At 64.2% G+C, this 19211-nt stretch carries 18 protein-coding genes; 10 read left to right on the forward strand and 8 right to left on the reverse strand.

Translation table 11 applies throughout. The annotated features are described in order from the left end of the window. Positions 1 to 51: 51 nt before the first annotated feature. The 4 genes from AB7Z56_RS20745 (at position 52) to AB7Z56_RS20760 (ending at position 4801) form a co-directional block, all read left to right on the forward strand. Positions 52 to 378 (forward strand): NIPSNAP family protein, encoded by a 327-nt coding sequence (locus tag AB7Z56_RS20745; RefSeq protein WP_063983065.1) that lies wholly within the window; start codon positions 52 to 54, stop codon positions 376 to 378. A 128-nt stretch (positions 379 to 506) separates the two neighbouring features. Further along, positions 507 to 1358, forward strand: coding sequence for a 3-deoxy-8-phosphooctulonate synthase (gene kdsA / locus AB7Z56_RS20750; RefSeq protein ID WP_063983066.1), 852 nt, complete (start codon positions 507 to 509; stop codon positions 1356 to 1358). Continuing rightward, positions 1358 to 2569: an MFS transporter gene (locus tag AB7Z56_RS20755; RefSeq protein WP_283016642.1), complete on the forward strand. Its 1212-nt coding sequence runs from the start codon at positions 1358 to 1360 to the stop codon at positions 2567 to 2569. The genes kdsA and AB7Z56_RS20755 overlap by 1 nt, the downstream gene beginning before the upstream one ends. 138 nt (positions 2570 to 2707) lie before the next feature. Next, the gene (locus AB7Z56_RS20760; protein WP_166096878.1) at positions 2708 to 4801 is read left to right on the forward strand and encodes a methyl-accepting chemotaxis protein; all 2094 of its coding nucleotides are present in this window, start codon (positions 2708 to 2710) and stop codon (positions 4799 to 4801) included. A 73-nt stretch (positions 4802 to 4874) separates the two neighbouring features. On the opposite strand, the gene AB7Z56_RS20765 is transcribed toward AB7Z56_RS20760, so the two are convergent. The 5 genes from AB7Z56_RS20765 to AB7Z56_RS20785 are packed head-to-tail and all read right to left on the reverse strand — an operon-like array spanning position 4875 to position 10966. Continuing rightward, positions 4875 to 5780: an HpcH/HpaI aldolase/citrate lyase family protein gene (locus tag AB7Z56_RS20765; protein WP_135213780.1), complete on the reverse strand. Its 906-nt coding sequence runs from the start codon at positions 5778 to 5780 to the stop codon at positions 4875 to 4877. Continuing rightward, positions 5777 to 7039, reverse strand: coding sequence for a CaiB/BaiF CoA transferase family protein (locus AB7Z56_RS20770; protein WP_028156065.1), 1263 nt, complete (start codon positions 7037 to 7039; stop codon positions 5777 to 5779). The genes AB7Z56_RS20765 and AB7Z56_RS20770 overlap by 4 nt, the downstream gene beginning before the upstream one ends. Further along, positions 7023 to 8126: an ABC transporter ATP-binding protein gene (locus AB7Z56_RS20775; protein ID WP_135213779.1), complete on the reverse strand. Its 1104-nt coding sequence runs from the start codon at positions 8124 to 8126 to the stop codon at positions 7023 to 7025. The genes AB7Z56_RS20770 and AB7Z56_RS20775 overlap by 17 nt, the downstream gene beginning before the upstream one ends. Beyond that, positions 8119 to 9858, reverse strand: coding sequence for an ABC transporter permease (locus AB7Z56_RS20780; RefSeq protein ID WP_283016641.1), 1740 nt, complete (start codon positions 9856 to 9858; stop codon positions 8119 to 8121). Before AB7Z56_RS20780 ends, AB7Z56_RS20775 begins: the two co-directional genes overlap by 8 nt. Continuing rightward, positions 9848 to 10966 (reverse strand): ABC transporter substrate-binding protein, encoded by a 1119-nt coding sequence (locus tag AB7Z56_RS20785; protein ID WP_354123713.1) that lies wholly within the window; start codon positions 10964 to 10966, stop codon positions 9848 to 9850. The genes AB7Z56_RS20780 and AB7Z56_RS20785 overlap by 11 nt, the downstream gene beginning before the upstream one ends. Before the next feature lie 102 nt (positions 10967 to 11068). On the opposite strand from AB7Z56_RS20785, the gene AB7Z56_RS20790 reads away from it, so the two are divergent. Then, a complete protein-coding gene (locus tag AB7Z56_RS20790; protein ID WP_354131580.1) occupies positions 11069 to 11743 on the forward strand; it encodes a GntR family transcriptional regulator in 675 nt (224 codons plus the stop codon). Positions 11744 to 11806: 63 nt separating this feature from the next. Here the strand turns inward: AB7Z56_RS20790 and AB7Z56_RS20795 are convergent, their stop codons facing one another. The 3 genes from AB7Z56_RS20795 to AB7Z56_RS20805 all read right to left on the reverse strand — a co-directional run bounded on the left by AB7Z56_RS20795 (position 11807) and on the right by AB7Z56_RS20805 (position 14185). Then, positions 11807 to 12604, reverse strand: coding sequence for a substrate-binding domain-containing protein (locus tag AB7Z56_RS20795; RefSeq protein WP_283016638.1), 798 nt, complete (start codon positions 12602 to 12604; stop codon positions 11807 to 11809). Between the two features lie 16 nt (positions 12605 to 12620). After that, complete coding sequence (queF, locus tag AB7Z56_RS20800; RefSeq protein WP_041960296.1) at positions 12621 to 13097, reverse strand: preQ(1) synthase; 477 nt, start codon at positions 13095 to 13097, stop codon at positions 12621 to 12623. Between the two features lie 110 nt (positions 13098 to 13207). Next, the gene (locus AB7Z56_RS20805; RefSeq protein WP_283016637.1) at positions 13208 to 14185 is read right to left on the reverse strand and encodes a Vgb family protein; all 978 of its coding nucleotides are present in this window, start codon (positions 14183 to 14185) and stop codon (positions 13208 to 13210) included. A gap of 174 nt (positions 14186 to 14359) precedes the next feature. On the opposite strand from AB7Z56_RS20805, the gene eno reads away from it, so the two are divergent. The 5 genes from eno to AB7Z56_RS20830 all read left to right on the forward strand — a co-directional run bounded on the left by eno (position 14360) and on the right by AB7Z56_RS20830 (position 19155). After that, positions 14360 to 15643, forward strand: coding sequence for a phosphopyruvate hydratase (gene eno / locus AB7Z56_RS20810; protein ID WP_085404746.1), 1284 nt, complete (start codon positions 14360 to 14362; stop codon positions 15641 to 15643). A 34-nt stretch (positions 15644 to 15677) separates the two neighbouring features. After that, on the forward strand, positions 15678 to 16817 hold the full coding sequence (locus tag AB7Z56_RS20815) for a zinc-binding dehydrogenase (RefSeq protein ID WP_071913536.1): 1140 nt from the start codon (positions 15678 to 15680) through the stop codon (positions 16815 to 16817). A gap of 110 nt (positions 16818 to 16927) precedes the next feature. Further along, positions 16928 to 17923: an MBL fold metallo-hydrolase gene (locus AB7Z56_RS20820; protein WP_283016636.1), complete on the forward strand. Its 996-nt coding sequence runs from the start codon at positions 16928 to 16930 to the stop codon at positions 17921 to 17923. A 190-nt stretch (positions 17924 to 18113) separates the two neighbouring features. Continuing rightward, complete coding sequence (locus AB7Z56_RS20825) at positions 18114 to 18665, forward strand: NADPH-dependent FMN reductase (RefSeq protein ID WP_071913540.1); 552 nt, start codon at positions 18114 to 18116, stop codon at positions 18663 to 18665. Between the two features lie 172 nt (positions 18666 to 18837). Continuing rightward, a complete protein-coding gene (locus tag AB7Z56_RS20830; protein ID WP_028149600.1) occupies positions 18838 to 19155 on the forward strand; it encodes an FtsB family cell division protein in 318 nt (105 codons plus the stop codon). The last annotated feature ends 56 nt before the right edge of the window (positions 19156 to 19211 follow it).

A 19211-nucleotide genomic window follows, 5' to 3' on the forward strand; every position in this document is an offset into this window, starting at 1 on the left:
ACCGTCACGGCCAGCCGTTATAACCCCCGACGTCATCAGGGAGGAACCAGAATGATCTATGAAATGCGCATCTACCGTTGCGTGCCCGGCCGCCTGCCGGCGCTCCTGAAGCGGTTCGAGACGGTCACGCTGAAGCTCTGGGAGAAGCACGGCATCAAGCAGGCCGGGTTCTTCACCACGCTGATCGGCGAATCCAACCAGGAGCTGACCTATTTCCTGGCGTGGGATTCGCTCGCCGACCGCGAAGCGAAGTGGGGCAAGTTCATGACCGACCCGGACTGGATGAAGGCGCGTGCCGAGAGCGAAGCGGACGGCCAGATCGTCGGCAACATCGTCAGCCAGCTCCTGACGCCGACCGCCTTCTCGGCGGTGAAGTAAGGGGCCGCCGGCGCAAGGGCCTCGCACGGAACCCCGGCGCAACCCTGATATTCGGGTGGCCCGGGGCGAATGGGGTTGATCCGACCCTGATGGCGGCTATGGTCGCGCCGAAACGAGGGACATTGGCCTTGAGCTCTTCGAATTCAGCGGCGCCGGTCGTCACCATTGGCACAGTCAGGTTCGGCAACGATCTGCCGATCTCGATCATTGCCGGGCCGTGCCAGCTCGAAAGCCGCCAGCATGCGCTGGAGGTGGCCTCTGCGCTGAGGGAGATCGCCGCGCGGCTGAAGATCGGGCTCGTCTACAAGACCTCGTTCGACAAGGCCAACCGCACCAGCGCGTCGGCAGCGCGCGGTCTCGGGCTCGCACAGTCGCTGCCGATCTTCGCCGAGATCCGCGCCTCCCTCGGCTTGCCGGTCCTGACCGACGTGCATGACGCCGCGCAGTGCGCCGAGGTGGCGCAAGCCGTGGACATCCTCCAGATCCCGGCCTTCCTGTGCCGGCAGACCGATCTGCTGCTGGCCGCCGCCGCGACGGGCAAGGTCGTCAACGTCAAGAAGGGGCAATTCCTCGCGCCCTGGGACATGGCGAATGTCGTGACCAAGATCACGACCGCAAACAATCCCAACGTGCTCGTTACCGAGCGCGGCGCCTCGTTCGGCTACAACACGCTGGTCTCCGACATGCGCGCGCTGCCGATCCTGGCGCGCACCACCGGCGCGCCCGTGATCTTCGACGCCACCCATTCGGTGCAGCAGCCGGGCGGGAAGGGGACGTCCTCGGGCGGCGAGCGTGAGTTCGTGCCGGTGCTGGCGCGCGCAGCCGTCGCGGTCGGCGTTGCCGGCGTCTTCATCGAGACCCATCCCGACCCTGATCGCGCGCCCTCGGACGGGCCCAACATGGTGCCGCTGCGCGAGTTCGAAGGGCTGATCCGCACGCTGATGGCATTCGACGCGGTGACGAAAAGCACAACGCGCTGATGTCCCCGCCTGCGACCGGGCCGTCGTCCGACCAGAAGTTTCCGCCCGCGATCAATATCATCGCGCTCGCGAGCTTCTCGGCGGCGTTGTCCACGCGCGCGCTCGATCCCGTCCTGCCGCATGTCGCGGAAGATTTTTCGATCAGTATCACGACGGCCGCCAGCATCGCGGCCGGCTACGCCTTGATCTACGCGCTGGTTCAGCCGGTGATCGGAGCGGCTGCCGATCTGTTCGGCAAGGCGCGGTTGATGACGCTGTGCCTGGCGCTGCTTGGCGTCTCCTGCATTCTTGGCGCGGTCGCGACCACCTTCTCGGGCCTGTTCGCGAGCCGCATCCTCGCCGGTATCGCCTCCGGTGGCGTGTTTCCGGTCGCACTCGGCCTGACCGCCGACCTCGTTGCACCCGCCAAGCGGCAGGTCGCGATCGGCCGCACGCTTGCGGGTTCGATGACCGGCAATCTGCTCGGTGCGACCGCCTCCGGCGTCATCGGCGAACTCATCGGCTGGCGCGGTGTGCTCATGATGCTCGGCGCGCTCGGCCTGATCGCGGCCGTTGCAGTGGCGGCGGGCTTTCGCGGTGCCGCGCTGACGGCGCCGCCGAAGACCGATCTGAAGGCCTTGCGGCAGGGCTATCGGACCATCTTCGCCAACCCCAACACGCGCTACTGCTACTCGGCGGTCTTCGTCGAGGGCTGCTGCGTATTCGGCCTGTTTCCGTTCATCGCCGCGCTGCTGTTCGATCTCGGCGAGAAGTCGCCGTCGATCGCAGGCATCGTGATCGCGGGCTTTGCGATCGGCGGACTGTTCTACACTTTCACGGTCTCACGCTTCCTGCCGTGGCTCGGCGTCAGGGGCATGATGATTGCGGGCGCGGGCCTCGTCGGACTGCAGCTCGGCGTGCTCGCCTTCGGTCCCGGATGGAAGCTGCAATTCGCCAGCATGCTGGCGATGGGCTGGGGTTTCTACATGATCCACGGCTGCCTGCAGGTGTTCGCCAGCGAGCTGTCGATCGGGGCGCGGGCAACGGCGATGTCGCTGCATTCGTTCTTCTTCTTCATGGGGCAGACCGTTGGCCCGATCGCCTATGGGCTTGGCCTCCAGCACGGTGGCAAGGTCTCGACCCTGCTCACGAGCGCCGCGATCATGGTGGCGCTTGGTCTCGTCTGCGCCCGGCTGCTCAAGCAGCGGGCACCCTCGGACGCACGGGTCTGAGGGGAGTATCGAACTACCGGTTTCCGTATTTTCCCGGAAGAGATTGGTAGCCAAAGCCGTTCAATCTTAAACCAAATCTCATCGTTCGCTCCGTAGATTGCCCGCGAACCGCGTCTTGGCGGCAATATGGATCAGTCGATGCAAAAGCAGCGTTCGGTCGCCCGCATCCTCGGGGCGGTGGTTGGATCTCTCGGTCTCGTCCTCGTCGTCATCTGCGCCTATGCGCTGAAGCTCGCGGTCACCCGCTACTCGGACAGCAACCGCATCGTCTCGCTCGCGGTCGCCAGCCGCGACCTGACCAATACGCTCGTGATTTTCCGCCTGGAGCGCGGTGACACGCTGAGCTATCTGGCGTCGGCTGCCCCCGCGCCCGACAGCGTCATGAGCAGTCTCGCCGACCAGCGAGCCACCGTGCAGAAGAATTACGCGCAGGCCTTGCAGAGCCTCGCCTCTGCTGAAGCGCCCGGTCTTGCCGAAAAGCTCGACAAGCTCCGCGGCATCTGGGCGCAGCTCGAGGAGTTGCGGCCGCGCGCGGTCACTGCCCTGAAGCAGGAGAAGGCGGCGCGTGACGCGAACCTGCAACCGAGCTGGGCCAAGATCAGCGACGCCTATATGGACGCGATCGGCGACGTCACCGCCCATGTCGACAACGCGATGACGCTGATCGATCCCGTGGTCGATCGCCTCTTGATCGCCAAGCAGGCCTCCTGGCAGGCCCGCGCCAACGCAGGTCAGACCATTCTCGTCCAGTTCTCCTCGATCCTCGCCAACAAGACCTGGACCGCCGCCGATGGCGTAACCTTCGCCGATCTCCGCGGTCGCATCCAGCAGTCCTGGGTGGTCGTGCGCGATCTCAGCCCGAATGTGGCCTCGCCCGAGCTGTTGCAGGCGATCCGTAACGCCGAGCCGGAAATCTCCGGCGCGCTCAGCGACGAACGCAATGCCATTGCGACCAAGCTGCTCGCCGGCGAGCCCGCCGGCGTCGCAGGCATCGACTACCGCGATCGTCAGCTTGTCGGCGCCAACAACGTCGTGATCGTCACACAAACCGCGCTCGCCAACATGATCTCGCGGGCCGAAGACGGTGCCTCGCGCGCCCGCTTCAGCCTGATCCTGTTCGGCCTGCTGGTGCCGGCCTCGCTGGCGCTGACGATCGGCGGGCTGATGCTGATGCGCAACCGCGTTACCCAGCCGCTGACCGCGATCACCGGTGTCATGACCCGTTTCGCGGCGCATGATTTCGCCGGTGAGGTGCCGGGTCTCGGCCGCAACGACGAGATCGGCCGCATGGTCGCGGCGCTCCAGGTGTTCAAGGAGGCCATGATCAACGCCGAGCGCCTGTCCGGCGACCGGGCCGCCGAGCGCGCCGACAAGGAGAAGCGTGCGTCCGAATTGTCCGGCCTCGTGCGGCAATTCGAGAGCCGCATCGGCCAGATGGTACAGACGCTGTCGAGCGCCTCGGGCGAGCTGGAGACGACCGCGCGCTCGATGTCGGGCACGGCAGCCGAGGCCCAGACCCAGGCCGGCTCGGCCTCGACGCTCGCCGACCAGGTCGGCGGCGGCGTGCAGACCGTGGCGGCTGCGGCGGAGGAGCTCAACGCCTCGATCCGCGAGATCAACCGTCAGGTCGAGCAGGCGACGCGCGCCACCGAGCAGGCGGTTGTCACCGTCAAGGAAACCGACAGCACCATGCGCGCGCTTGCCGACGGCGCCGATCGCATCGGCGAGGTCATCGGCCTCATCACCTCGATCGCCGGCCAGACCAACCTGCTGGCGCTGAACGCGACGATCGAGGCAGCCCGAGCCGGCGAGTCCGGTAGAGGTTTTGCGGTGGTGGCGAGCGAGGTGAAGAACCTGGCCTCCCAGACGGCGAAGGCGACCGAAGAGATCAGCGCCCAGATCACGGAGATCCAGGGGGCGACGCAGAAGGCGGTCTCGGCGATCGACGGCATCGTCAAGACCATCGAGGAGGTCTCGAGCATCAACCGCGTCATCGCCGCCGCCATCGAGGAGCAGAACAAGGCCACCGCCGAGATCGCAAACACCGTGCAGCACACGGCGGAAGCGACCTCGACCGTCACCCGCAACATCGCAACCGTGTCGTCAGCGGCGAACGAGACCGGCCGCGCCGCTTCCGGCGTGTTGAAGGCCGCCGCCAACCTGTCGAGCCAGTCGACCTCGCTGACGTCGGAGGTCGACGGCTTCATCAGCAAGGTGAGGGCGGTGGCGTAAGGGCTGCCGCGCGCTCTATCGAATGTCCTTGGCCCCCAGAGACGGCGCTTCGCGCCGCGCTGGGGTGGCACAATCAACGAGGGCGATGCGCGCGGGCGGCGATTGCTTGCGCGCGTTCGAGCAGCGCTTCGGCGCGCTGCACGATCGGAATATCAATCATCTTGCCGTCGATGGCGAAGGATGCGCGGCCCTCGGCAGCCGCCTGCTTGTTGAGCGCAACGACGCGCTCGGCGTCCGCTACCTCCTTGGCGGAGGGGCTGAAACCCTCGTTCAGGATCGGCACCAGCGACGGATGGATACAGGCAGAGCCCACGAAGCCAAAGTCCGCAGAGCGCCTGACGATCCTTGTGTATCCTTCCAGATCGGAGAAATCGGCGACTGAGCCGATGGTGCCGAGCGGCATGATGCCGGCGGCGCGGGCTGCCTGCACGACCTGTTGCTTCGGCATCAACAGGGTTTCTTCCGTCGGCTTGGCGCCGATGGCGGTGGCATAATCTTCCGCACCCAGTGAAATGCCGGCCAGCCGCGGGATCGATCGCGCGATCTCGTGAGCCCTAGAGAGAGGACCGGGCGCCTCGATCAGGCCGACAAACCAGATATTGCCGATGGGCAATCCGCGCTCGATCTCCAGTCTGGTCACCATCTCGTCGAGCAGGCGCAGATGCTCGGCGCCTTCGACCTTGGTGATCTTGATCGCGTCCACGCCGGCGATGACAGCCGCTTCCAGATCGGGCACCGCCAATTCGAGCGGCTGGTTGATCCGCACCATGACATCCGAACTTCCGGTGTCGCGAAAGCGCTTCACGATGCCCGGGATCAGCTTTCGAGCGTTGGCCTTTTCAGCCAGCGGCACGCTGTCCTCGAGATCGATGATCAGCGCGTCCGCGCCGCGCTCGACGGCCTTGACCACGAACCGCTCGACGTTCGCGGGTACGAACAGCGCAGAGCGCCAGACCGGGAATTTTCGTTCAACTGTCATGTGCTGGTTTCCTTCACAACGCCCGAGGCGAGGGCGGCATCGATGTCGTCAGGGCTGAGGCCGGCTTCGGCCAGGATGGTGCGGCTGTGCTGACCGAGGCGTGGCGCAGGCGTCCGGATGCTTCCGGGCGTCTCGGACAGGCGAACCGGGACGGCGTGCATCGGGAACGTTCCCATGTCCTCGTCGGGATAGTCGGCCAGCAGTCCCCGGGCCTGCACGTGGCGATCGTTCATCAAGCGGACGGTGTCGTTGACCGGACCGATCGTGACCTCGGCCGCCTCGAAGAAGGCGACGTTGTCGTCGACCGTTCGTGTCGCGATGAAATCGCCGATGATCTTGTCGAGTTCGGCGACATGGACGAGCCTCTGCTCGTTGGTCTTGAACTTTGGATCCTCGCAGAGCTCCGGGCGGCCGATCGAACGCAGCACCCGCATCGCCATGCCTTGCGTGGATGCCGACAGGCAAACCCAGCCGCCATCGAGCGTGCGGTAGACATTGCGCGGTACCGAGCCGCTCGAGCGGCTCCCGCTGCGCGGTTTGACCACGCCGGTCAAACGGTAATTTGCCGCCTGAGGCCCGAGCGAGTTGACGATCGGGTCGAGCAGCGGCAGGTCGATCACCTGTCCCTTTCCGCCGTTGATCTCGACCTCCCGAAGGGCCGCCATCGCGGCGAACGCTCCGGTGAGACCGGACAGGGCATCGGCCAGATACATAGGCGGCAATACCGGCTCTCGATCGGGGAAGCCGTTCATCTCGGCGAAGCCCGAAAAGCCTTCCACCAATGTCCCGAAGCCGGGCCGGCGATGATAGGGGCCGGTCTGCCCCCATCCCGATATGCGAACGATCACAAGCTTGGGCTCCAGCCGCAGCAGTTCCTCCGGCGAGAGCCCCATCTGCTCGAGCGTGCCGGGACGGAAACTCTCGACCAGCATCGCGGCGCCGGGAATCATCTTGCGGATCAGCGGCACCGCTTCGTCGTGACGGAATTCCAGGCAGATGCTGCGCTTGTTGCGCGAATGGATCTTCCAGTTGGTTTCGACACCCTTGGTGCGCCAGCCGCGCAGCGTATCGCCTTCGCGCGGCTCGACCTTGATAACGTCGGCGCCGAAGTCGGCGAGATGCTGGGTGAGCAGATTGCCTGCGACCAGCCTCGAGAGGTCGATGACGCGGAGCCCTGTCAGCGGGCCGCGGACACCGGGGGTGTAGTCGGCCTGATGCAGTCCGCTTTCGGGAGAGGTGGCGTCAGTGGGATTTGCCATGGTTCCGTTCTGTAAACAGGATGCCGCCGGTGACAGGCAGCCACAGGCGCAACTGGCGGTCAGTCATTGCCTCCTGGGTTTCGATGCGGATCTGATTTCCGCCGACGCTCAATCCGATTTGCCATCGGCCGCCAACATAGGAATGGCTGACCACGTCGGCTTCAACGATCGAACCTCCGATCGCCTGATCGTTGGCCGCCGCCAGGCGCATCTGCTCGGGGCGATAGGCAAACGTGACCTTGTCGCCCAGGGATGGACGTTTGTCGGACTTGATCAGAACGCGCTGACCATCGGCGAGACTGACCAGTGTCTGTCCATCGCCGTCGGGCGCCCCGACCACGTCGCCGTTGAGGAAATTGGTCGTTCCGATGAAGTCGGCGACGAAACTGTCTGCCGGCCGCGTGTAGATCTCTTGGGGCGAGCCGATCTGGCTGATGCGGCCGCCATTCATGACCACGATGCGGTCGGACAGAGCCAGCGCTTCGACCTGGTCGTGTGTCACGTAGATCGTCGTCAGGCCGAGGCGCGTGCGCAGTTCGGCAAGCCAGGTCCGGGCGCGATCGCGCAGCTTTGCGTCGAGATTCGACAGGGGCTCGTCGAGCAGGAGGATTTCGGGCTGGTAGACCAACGTTCGCGCGAGCGCGACACGCTGCTGCTGGCCGCCCGAGAGCTGATGCGGATAGCGGTCCTGAAAGCGCTCCATCTCGACGAGAGCGAGACTCTCCTCGACGCGGCGCTTGCAGTCGGCGGTCGATACCTTGCGCAGCTTGAGCGGAAACACGACGTTGTCATAGACCGTCATGTGTGGCCACAAAGCGTAGCTCTGGAACACGAGCCCGCAATGGCGCGCTTCCGGCGGCAGGAAGATTCCCTTTTCTCTGTCGAAATAGGTCTTGTTGCCGACGCGGATGCGTCCGCTCGTCGGCTGATCCAGTCCGGCAATGGCGCCGAGCGTTGTTGACTTGCCGCACCCTGACGGCCCCAGCAGCGTGACGAACTCGCCATCGGCAACGTGGATGTTGACGTCGTCGATCGCTTTGACCGGTCCGTACCGCTTGTGCAGGTTCTCGATCAGCAACTCAGCCATAAAGCTTCACTCCGAGAAAAGCGCGCGCCGCCGTGACACAGACGCCGATCACCAGGATCTGGATGGTCGCCAGCGCGGACACCAGACCGACCTCGCCCTGCGTCCATGCCTGGAGCAGCGTGGTCCCGATCACTTCGCTGCCGGGAGCGAACAGGAAGATCGCGGTCGTGTATTCCTTGAAGAACGTGATGAAGAGGATGATGAAGCAGGCTACCAGAGCCGGGCGCAGCAAGGGCAAAACGATGCGCCGGCTCGTCGTCCACCAGTCCGCGCCCTGCGTACGGGCGGCGCGATCGAAATCCGGGCTCATCTGCAACAACATCGGAGCAACCGCACCGAGCCCCACAGGAATGAAGTGCATCGTGAAGGCGGCAACCAGAATCCAGATCGTGTTTCGGAGGCCGCCCAAGCCAGGCACGAGCGCAAACGCGTAGAAGAAACCGATGCCGGCGACGACGCCGGGCACTGCACGGGGAAACAGCGCGGCGTAGTGCAGCGCGCCACGCCAGCGGAAGTCGGACCGCAGCACGATGATGGCGATCAGGGCGACCATCGCAGTGGCGACGACGCCACCGACCGAACTGACGATCAGCGAGTTCCAGATCGAACGCGGGTAGACCGGGTATTCGAGCATGTTGGCGAAGTTGCCGAGCGTCAGCACCTCGCTGATCGGCACCATCGGCGACAGCAGGCTCGTGAAGGCGCGCAGCAGCAGCGCGCCGATCGGCATCACGACAGTTGCGGTGATGTAGATCGCCGAGACGATGCAAAGCGGCCAGCGCAGGTTGTTCAGGCGGAAAGGGCGCGGTCGCGTGGCCTTGCCGCCGAGCGTGACGAAGCGCCTTGTGTTACCGAGCAGGCGTCCTTGTAGCCACACCAACACGCAGACGACGGCAAGCATCAGCACGGCAGCTGTTGCCACCAGCCCGTGATCGGGGCGGGCCGACGCCACGCCGTTGTTGTAGAGGAACGTGGTCAGCACAGTGATGCCGGCGGGATCTCCGAACACCAGCGGAATTGCGAGGAGCTCCAGTCCCACAGTGAAGTTCAGCACGGCACTATAGGCGATCGCCGGCATGAGGAGCGGCAGCGTGATCCGCCACAAGGTCCTCAAGGTGCCGGCGCCGGTCACGCGCGCGGCTTCCTCCAAAGTCGGATCGGTGATCGAGGCCGACGACATGCAGTAGATGTAGGCGACCGGTGCTTGCGAGACGCCCGCGATCATCGCCATGCCCGGCAGCGAGTAGAGATTCCAGGGCGCGCCGTCGAAGATCGACTGAACCAGAAGCGTGAGGTAGCCGGCCGGTCCGTAGATCGTGTACCAGCCGAACGACAGTACCAGCGCCGAGAGATAGATCGGCCACAGGAAGAGCTCGCCAAACAACCGCGCAAACGGCATGTCGGTGCGGCCGAACAGCACCGCCGCCAGCGTGCCCAGCGTCTGCGAAATCACGGTGGTGAGGGTGGCGAACACGAACGTGTTCCAGATGACGAGCGCGAAGCCGTCGGTGCGAAGCAGGCGCCCGAAATTGCCCAGCGTCAGTTGCTGGCCGGAATCGTAGAGCGCACGATCCAGGAAAGATTGATAGAGAACGGGCAGGAGAGGCGCTGCGATCAGGACAACAGTCAGCAACGCCATGCCATACTGGATGACCGTGTCGCGGCCGGGCAGCGGCTTCGGCAAGGCGTCCGCGGCCGACGACCCCAGCGCGCTGCTTGCGTCAAGCGACATTGAAGGTCTTTTTCCAGCGCGCGAGGAAGCTGTCGTAGTCCCGCACCGCGTCCCGATCGTAGCCGATGTAGCAGATGTTCTGCTCGCCGACGGCTTCCACGATCGACGAGTAGGTGTGGCGGATTCCGTCGCCCGGCTTCACACCGGGGCGTGCCGGCGTCAGGCCGCCCCGTCCGAATGCGCGCTGACCGTCCTCCGAGACGACGTAGTCGAGCATCAGTTTTGCTGCGTTGACGTTCTTCGATCCCTTCGGAATCGCGATGCCACGCAGCACGACCGGCTGACCGTCTCCGATGAAGCTCCAGCCGAGGATCTTTGCCCGCGCCGGATCGTTCAGGCGCGGCCAGAAGGTGATGGCCGAAACGAAGAAGCCCATGGTGTATTCGCCGGAGGTGACCTTCTCGGTCATTGGGCCGCCGGAACGCTCGAATCGGGGCGAAAGCTTTGCAAGTTGGGCGAACCAGTCCCAGGCCTTTTCGCCGTGCTTCTTCACGAACGCGTAGCTGATGCCGTAGCCGAAAGTTGTTTGATGCACGCCGTAGCTGGTGATGCGGTTGCGCCAGGTCTTCTCGTTTGCGACTGCAAGCTCGACGAACTCGGCAAGTGTCTTGGGACGCTTGCCGTCGGCCACCAGCGTGTTGTTCCAGATTAGCGCCATGGGGTCGGACGAGACGGTGTAGACGCCGGGAAACGGCTTTGACCAATCCGGCCAAGCCTTCGCTTCAGGCGATACGTAGTCTAGGACTTCACCGCGCTCCTGGAAATCGATCCATCCGCCCGGATCGGCCGTCGCGATGAGGTCGCAGGTGCGGCTGTTGGTGCTCCGCTCGGCCAGATATCGCTCGAAGCTCTCGCGGGAGGCGGGGAGATCCAGGGTCTCGACCTTGATCTTCGGGTAGAGCTTGTTGAAGCCCTCGATCACGGGACGCCAGTTTTCCGGCGACATAATCGAGTAAATGAGGAGGCTGCCCTCGTTATGAGCGTCGTCGATGACCTTCTGATAAGTCTCGGGATACCCGTTCGGCGCCGCCTGGGCCGTGCCCCGGAGCCCCATCGTGGCGCCGAGAACCGACATCACCATTAAGCTTCTACGATCGATGCCCGACATCTACTGTTCCTCCGGCCGCCGCGATTTGTTATGCACATTTATTGGCGCCAATTTGTGCGCAATAGTATTGGCAAGTCAAGCGCTCCAAAAAGGGAAGCAGCCATGAAAGTACGGAAGGAGCAGAAGAGGCTGTTGGCGGCGGAACTCGGTGCCGCCATCCTGCAAGGCGACTACCGGCCAGGCGAATGGTTGCGCCAGATCGACCTGGAAGAAGCCTTCGCTGCCAAACGGTTTGACGTCCGGAGTGCGCTGACCCAGCTTGCCGCAAGCGGGATGGTGACGCATGTCGAAAATCGCGGATACCGGGTCGCGCAACCCGACTTGAACGTCGTCCGCGAGATATTGGCGATCCGCACGCTGCTCGAAGTTGAAGCGGCAAGGCAGGCGCTACCGAATATCGGCCCCGACGAACTCAAGAAGATCAAGCAGGCTCAGCAAATCTTCGAAGATGCTGTGGCGCGCGGTAGCAAGGCGGATCAGGCAAATACCAACGCAGCCTTTCACGATGAGATCTATCGCCATGCAACGAACCAATCGCTCGCCAGCCTCATCGTGGAAATCAGAAATCGCGCCAGACCAGGGCCGATTGCCTTGTGGCCCTCGAACGCCGAGCTGCAGAGAAGCGCTGCACACCATGTCGAGATCGTCGATGCGATCGAGTCTCGCGATCTCGCCGCGCTCGTTGCAGCAGTGCGACGACACATCGTCGAATCCGGCGCCAACTATCCGGCGCGCGATCTCGGTCCGGTCAAGAAGACCTCGGCAGCCTCCGATTGACCAGGAGTGGCGAAGCCAATCTGTTGAGGGCGTGTCAGGAGCAGCGCACGGAGTAGGCCTGCCTCAATTCGCGCCCCCAGCCGGGATCGGCTCCATCCCGCTTGCGATGATCGCTTCGCGCGCGGCGGGGGAGGCGAGGAATTTTATGAGGGCATGGCCGGCCTCGGGCTCCTTCGAACCGGCCGCGATCCCGGCCGAGAAGATCGTGATCTTCTGCAATTCGTTCGGCAGCGGTCCCACGATATCGATGCCCTTCACGGGCTTCAGCTCGCTGATCTGCTGGAAGCCGAGCTCGGCCTCGCCGTGCGCGACGATCTCGCCGACCGGCGTTGCCGGAATCTTTCGTGCCTTGTCCTTCATGACATCGGCGATGCCGAGCTTGTCGAACATCTCGGTCGAGACATAGACGCCGCTGGCGCTATCGGAATAGGCGATCGTCTTGGCCGCCAGCAGCGCGCGCTTGACGGCCTCCACCGAGCTGATGTCCGGCTTCGACGCACCCGATTTCACGGCAACGCCGATCGGCGATCTGGTGAGGTCGACCTGGCTGCCGGCCACGACCTTGCCCTTGCCGGCGAGGTCGGTGAGGGCATAGCCCACCATGATTAGGACATCCGCGGGTTCGCCGCGCTCCAGCCGGACCGGGATCGCATTGGTGGTCGTCCCCATCGACGGCCCATATTCCGTCAGCACTTTGTTGCCGGTGGCCTTCTCGAATTCCGGCACGAGCGCCTTGTAGGCAGCCGTCAATCCGCCCGAGATCATCACATGGACCTCGGCAGCTTCGGCCGCGCCGGTCAGCCACAGGACGGTTAGAACGCCGAAGGCAATGTTGCGGAATGTTGCTGATATCGATGTCATCGTCATTCGTCTCCAACTAACCTCGTCCGCGATACGGCGCGACGCCTTGCTCCGGCACCCACAATCCCTTCGGCACGCGGCCGGTCTGCCAGAACACGTCGATCGGGATGCCGCCGCGCGGATACCAGTAGCCGCCGATGCGCAAGAACTTCGGCTTGATCTCGCTCGCGATGCGCTTGCCGATCATGACGGTGCAATCCTCGTGGAATGCGCCGTGATTGCGGAAGCTCGCGATATAGAGCTTGAGCGACTTCGACTCCAGCAGCCACGGGCCGGGGGCGTAATCGATCATCAGATGCGCGAAATCCGGTTGTCCCGTGACCGGGCAGAGCGAGGTGAATTCCGGCACGGTGAAGCGCACCAGATAGTCCGTGCCCTTTTGCGGATTGGGCACGCGGTCGAGCTGGGCTTCTTCCGGTGTGTGCGGCCATTCGACCGCGCGGCCGAGCTGGAGGGATTTCTTCGCCATCGTCGTCACATCCTGTTCGAGCATGATCCGGAAAAGTGGGCAGGTTTTCCGAAAGATCATGCTCAACTAAAAAACCGGAGCGCGATAAGATCACGCTCCAGAGGATGCCGGGATGGACGCAAATGTCGCCGTCGTCAACCGGCCGCGATCGTCTGGATCATGACGATCCGGTCGTTGCCGGACTCGCAGCCCCACAGCTCGCCCGGGCGGCCGTCGAGCTGGCGCACATTGGCATTGGCCTTGTCGCTGGCGAAAACGTTGAACCGCTCTGTCGCGGGATCGAAGCGGACGATGGCATTGGCGGAGAAATCGGTCAGCCAGACCTTGTCCTTGTCGTCGACATAGACGGCATAGGTGCGAGGGCGATCGCCCGGCAGCTTCCAGGTTTTCCAGGAGCCGTTGGCGGGATCGTGCACCGAGACGTGACCGCTGTTCCACTCGCTGACCCAGATCCGGCTTTGCGAATCTGACCAGACCCGCCGCGACCCCTGGCTCGGCGTCGGCGGCTCGACAATGGCAGCATTGCCGGTCGCAAGATCAATCTTCGCGATATGGCTGCCGGCCAGCGAGGCGTACCAGACCTCACCCCTGGGTGTCACCGCGATGCCGTAGGGGCCAACACCCCTGGGCGCCCTGAACACGTCCATCTCGCCCGATCCCGGCTTGAGCCGGCCGTAATAGCCGGACTGGCCGGTGAACCAGTAGGTGCCGTCCTTGTCGAACACGCCGGTGTTGAGATTGGCGTAGGCGAATTTCTCGGGCAGGCGGAACAGCGTGACCTTGAGATCGCCGGGATCGACCCGGGCGATCGCGTTCTGGCCGCCCTCGGTGATCCAGGGGGCACCGTCGGGGCCGATCGTCACGCCGTGCGGCGCGGCGCCCTGGCCGAGGCTGACTGTCTTGAAACTGCCATCCCGGGGGTCGAGCCTGCCCAGCATGCCCTTGCCCTGCGCCGTGAACCAGACTGTGCCGTCGCGAGCGGGGGCGAGGTCGTGCAGGCCGATGCCGGCGCTGATGGGGAAATATTTTGTCCGGAACAGGCCTTCCTGCGCAAAACTTGGGCGAACAGCGAGGAGGGCAGCGCTCGAGGCAAGAAACTGGCGGCGGTTCATGGCGTTACCCCGACTGTTTCAGATTGAGGTTGGACGCGCTGAGCAGGCGACTTCAAGGATAGTCCGAGCCCGCTCACGCGTCAGCCGAAGCACGCCGTCCAAGCGTTCACATTTGCTTGCGGCCCGTGTAAGACCCCCGGCACCGATCAGCCCTAACGAACGGAAGTGCACATCATGACCGCCATCATCGACATCATTGGCCGCGAAATTCTCGACAGCCGTGGCAATCCCACCGTCGAGGTCGACGTCGTGCTGGAAGATGGTGCGCTCGGCCGTGCCGCGGTGCCGTCCGGCGCCTCCACCGGCGCCCATGAGGCGGTTGAACTGCGCGATGGCGACAAGGCCCGCTATCTCGGCAAGGGCGTCACCAAGGCCGTCGGCGCCGTCAATGGCGAGATCTTCGAGGCCCTGAGCGGCCTCGATGCCGAGCAGCAAGCCCAGATCGACCAGATCATGATCGACCTCGACGGTACGCCGAACAAGAGCCGGCTGGGCGCCAATGCCATCCTCGGCGTCTCGCTTGCCTGCGCCAAGGCTGCCGCAAACTCGCTCGACATGCCGCTCTATCGTTACGTCGGCGGCACCTCGGCGCGTCTGTTGCCGGTGCCGATGATGAACATCATCAATGGCGGCGTGCATGCCGACAATCCGATCGACTTCCAGGAGTTCATGATCCTCCCCGTCGGCGCGTCGTCCTTCGCCGAGGGCCTGCGCTACGGCGCGGAAGTGTTCCACACCCTGAAGTCCGAGCTTAAGAAAGCCGGCCACAACACCAATGTCGGCGACGAGGGCGGTTTCGCCCCGAACCTGCCGTCGGCGGACGCCGCGCTCGAATTCGTCATGAACGCGATCGGCAAGGCCGGCTACAAGGCCGGAACCGACATCGTGATCGGCCTCGACTGCGCCTCGACCGAGTTCTTCAAGGACGGCAAATACGTCTATGAAGGCGAGGGCAAGACCCGCTCGATCTCCGAGCAGGCCAAGTACCTCGCAGACCTGGTGTCGCGCTATCCGATCGTGACCATCGAGGACGGCATGTCGGAAGACGACATGGACGGCTGGAAGGAGCTCACCGACCTCATCGGCAAGAAGTGCCAGCTCGTCGGCGACGATCTCTTCGTCACCAACGTCAAGCGCCTGGCCGAAGGCATCAAGGCCGGCCGCGCCAATTCGATCCTGATCAAGGTCAACCAGATCGGTACGCTGACCGAGACGCTCGCTGCCGTCGAGATGGCGCACAAGGCCGGCTATACCTCGGTGATGTCGCACCGCTCCGGCGAGACCGAGGATTCGACCATCGCCGACCTCGCGGTCGCCACCAATTGCGGGCAGATCAAGACCGGCTCCCTTGCGCGTTCGGACCGCACCGCCAAATACAATCAGCTCCTGCGCATTGAGCAACAGCTCGGCAAGCAGGCGCTCTACGGCGGCAAGGCGGCATTGAAGGCGCTGGCATAAGCCGGCGCTCCAGCTAGGACAAGGGAGGATCGACATGAGTGACGGCAAGACCGGACTGCAACTGCGTTCGCTGATCAAGAAGAGCGGTGAACTGGAAATCTCGCTCGTCGACGTGCCGACCCCCGAGCCCGCCGCGGACGAGGTCGTCGTCCGCGTCGAGGCGGCGCCGATCAACCCGTCCGACCTCGGCCTTCTCGTCGGCGCGGCCGATATGAGCACGGCGAAGGCGTCCGGCACCAAGGACGCTCCCGTCATCACCGCGAAGGTGCCGGAGGGCGCGATGCGGGCGATGGCCGGCCGGCTCGACGAAGCCATGCCGGTTGGTAACGAAGGCGCGGGCGTCGTCATCAAGACCGGCTCGTCCGATGCCGCGAAAGCATTGATGGGCAAGACCGTCGCGATGATCGGCGGAGCGATGTACGCGCAGTACCGCACGCTGAAAGTGCGCGAGTGCCTGCCGCTGCCGGCGGGCACCACGCCGGCCGAAGGCGCCTCCTGCTTCGTCAATCCGCTCACGGCGCTCGGCATGACCGAGACCATGCGGCGCGAGGGGCACAAGGCGCTGGTGCACACTGCGGCCGCCTCCAATCTCGGCCAGATGCTGAACAAGATCTGCATCAAGGACGGCATTCCGCTGGTCAACATCGTGCGCAGCAAGGAGCAGGCCGACATCCTGCACAAGATCGGCGCCAAATACGTCGTCGATTCCACCGCACCGAGCTTCCTCGGCGATCTCACCAATGCGCTGGTCGAGACCGGCGCCACCATCGCCTTCGATGCCATCGGCGGCGGCAAGCTGGCCGGCGACATCCTCAACTGCATGGAAGCCGCGATCAACAAGACCGCCAAGGAATACAGCCGCTACGGCTCCAACGTGCACAAGCAGGTCTACGTCTACGGCGCGCTCGATATCCGCCCGATCGAGCTGCCGCGCGGCTTCGGCATGGCCTGGGGCGTCGGCGGCTGGCTGCTGTTTCCGTTCCTGATGAAGATCGGGCAGGCGGACGGAGCCAGGCTGCGCCAGCGCGTCGTCGACGAATTGAAGACGACCTTCGCCAGCCACTACACCAAGGTGGTGTCGCTTCAGGAGGCGCTCGATCCCGCCAACATCGCGGTCTACGCCAAACGGGCCACCGGCGAAAAATTCCTCATCAACCCAAATAAATCTTCGTGATGTGCCACGGCACACCATCCAAAGAAGGACTTGCCTTCTGAGCGAAGCGCGGGAACATTTGCGCCGCAATTGAAAGCGGGGCAACCGCAAGCAAAGAAGGGGACACTTCCATGACTGATCTGAATCGCCGCGACCTGCTCGCGGGCGCTGCCGCTATGGGCGCGGCGGCCGTAACCGGACTTGGACCGACCACCGCCAGTGCCTCGGTGCCGCAAAGCGGGGCACAGGCGCCCGGCTTCTATCGCTACAAGGTCGGCAGCTACGAGTGCACCTCGATCAACGACGGCGCGCGCACCTTCCCGATGCCCGACAAGTTCGTGGTCAACCTGCCGAAGGAGGAAGCGCTGGCCGCGGGTGAGGCGGCGTACATGCCGAAGGGCATGGTCACGGTGCCGTTCAATCCGCAGCTCATCAACACCGGCTCGAAGCTGGTCCTGATCGACACCGGCAACGGTGTTGCCAATCTCGAGCCGAGCAAGGGCGCGGTCGGCCGTACGCTGCAGAACCTCGCCGCTGCTGGCGTCGACCCGAAGAACATCGACGTCGTGCTGCTGTCGCATCTCCATCCTGATCACACCAACGGCATTCGTCTCGCCGACGGCGCGCTCGCGTTCCCGAATGCGGAGATCATGGTGCCGGCGAAGGATTGGGAGTTCTGGGCGAGCGACGAGAACGCGGCCAAGGCTCCGAACGACATGACGAAGAACTACTTCGCCAACGTGAAGAAGACCTTTGCCGGCCTCGAATCCAAGGTCACGAAATACGAGTGGGGCAAGGAGGTCGCCCCGGGCATCACCTCGATCGCGACGCCCGGCCACACGCCGGGTCACACCTCGTTCGCGGTGGCCTCTGGCGACAAGAAGGTGCTGATCCAATCTGACGTCACCAACATTCCGGAGTTCTTCCTGCGCAATCCGGATTGGCACGTGGCGTTCGACAACGACGGCGCGATGGCGCAGGCGACGCGCCACAAATTCTACGACATGGCGGCAGCCGAGAAGGCGACCGTGATCGGCTTCCACTTCACTTTCCCCTCGGTGGGGCATGTCGAGAAGGACGGCGCGAAATACCGCCTGATCCCGTCGGCCTGGAATCCGACGATCTGAACCGAGCCAGGGGTTTGCGAGAAACGTCAGGCCGCCTTCGGGCGGCCTGATTGTTTTTGGATCGTAGCGACCATCTGCTTTCGAGAAACTCAGCGTTTCCAAACAGGACCGGTTCATGCACTTGCATCCATCGACCGGGATCGCTTAAGTGCCGCCCCGGAACTTCCGCTCAAGCCCCCAAGGACAATCCATGGCCTACAACATCGTCGTGATCGCCGGCAGCCTGCGCAAGGACAGCTTCTCGCTGAAGGTCGCCAACGCGCTCGCAAAGCTCGCGCCGGCCTCGCTCAAGCTCGAGGTCATCACGCTGGCAGGCATCTCGTTCTTCAACCAGGACCTCGAGGGCGCGCCGCCCGCGGACTGGCTGTCCTTCCGCGAGAAGCTGCAGAAGTCGGACGGCGTGATCTTCGTCACCCCCGAATACAACCGCGCCATCCCGGGCGTACTCAAGAACGCCATCGACGTCGCTTCGCGCCCCTATGGCAAGAGCTCGTTCAACGGCAAGCCGGTCGGCATCATCTCGAACTCGCCGGGCCCGCTCGGCGGCGTCAGCGCCGCCAAGACGCTGCAGAACATCCTGCCGGGCATTGCCGGCCCGATCCTGCAGCAGCCCGAGACCTATCTGAACGCGGTCGGCGATGCCTTCGATGCGGAGGGGAACCTGACCAAGGAATCTCTGAAGCCCGTACTCCAGGCCTATATCGACGCGTTTGCCGCGCACGTGGCCAAGCACCACGGCTGAGGTCTTTCTTCGTCATGGCCGGGCTTGTCCCGGCCATCAACGTCTTGGCTCGTGGTGACGAAGAAAGTGGATGCCCGGCACAAGGCCGGGCATGACAGCTGGGGGCATGGATTGGAACGCGAAGGGGGAGGCGATTAGCACTCCCTTAACCAACCTGCCGCATCTTCCCAAGATGGTCTCCCGCGCGCGCCTGAAATCGATCCTGACCGGCCTTGCCCTCTATGCGATGGCGGCCGCTATCGTCGGCTATTTCGGCGTCAACGCCTACACCGGCAAATACGGTCTCAACGCCCGCCAGGAGCTCGACCAGGAGATCATCGCGCTGACGAGTGAGCTGGCCCAGCTCAAGCGCGAGCGCGCGAAGAGCGAGCAGCGCGTGTCGCTGCTGCGGACGTCGCGGATCGACCCTGACATGCTGGACGAGCGGGCGCGCTATCAGCTCGACTATGTCAATCCGCACGATCTCGTTCGGATGATCCCGGCGAAGTAGCGCTTTTCGCTGCATTCGAAACCGGCATCGAAAGCCGCTGCCGAAATCCCGCAACC

Source organism: Bradyrhizobium sp. 482_C4_N1_8, from assembly GCF_052075965.1.
GTDB classification, from domain to species: Bacteria; Pseudomonadota; Alphaproteobacteria; order Rhizobiales; family Xanthobacteraceae; genus Bradyrhizobium; species Bradyrhizobium barranii.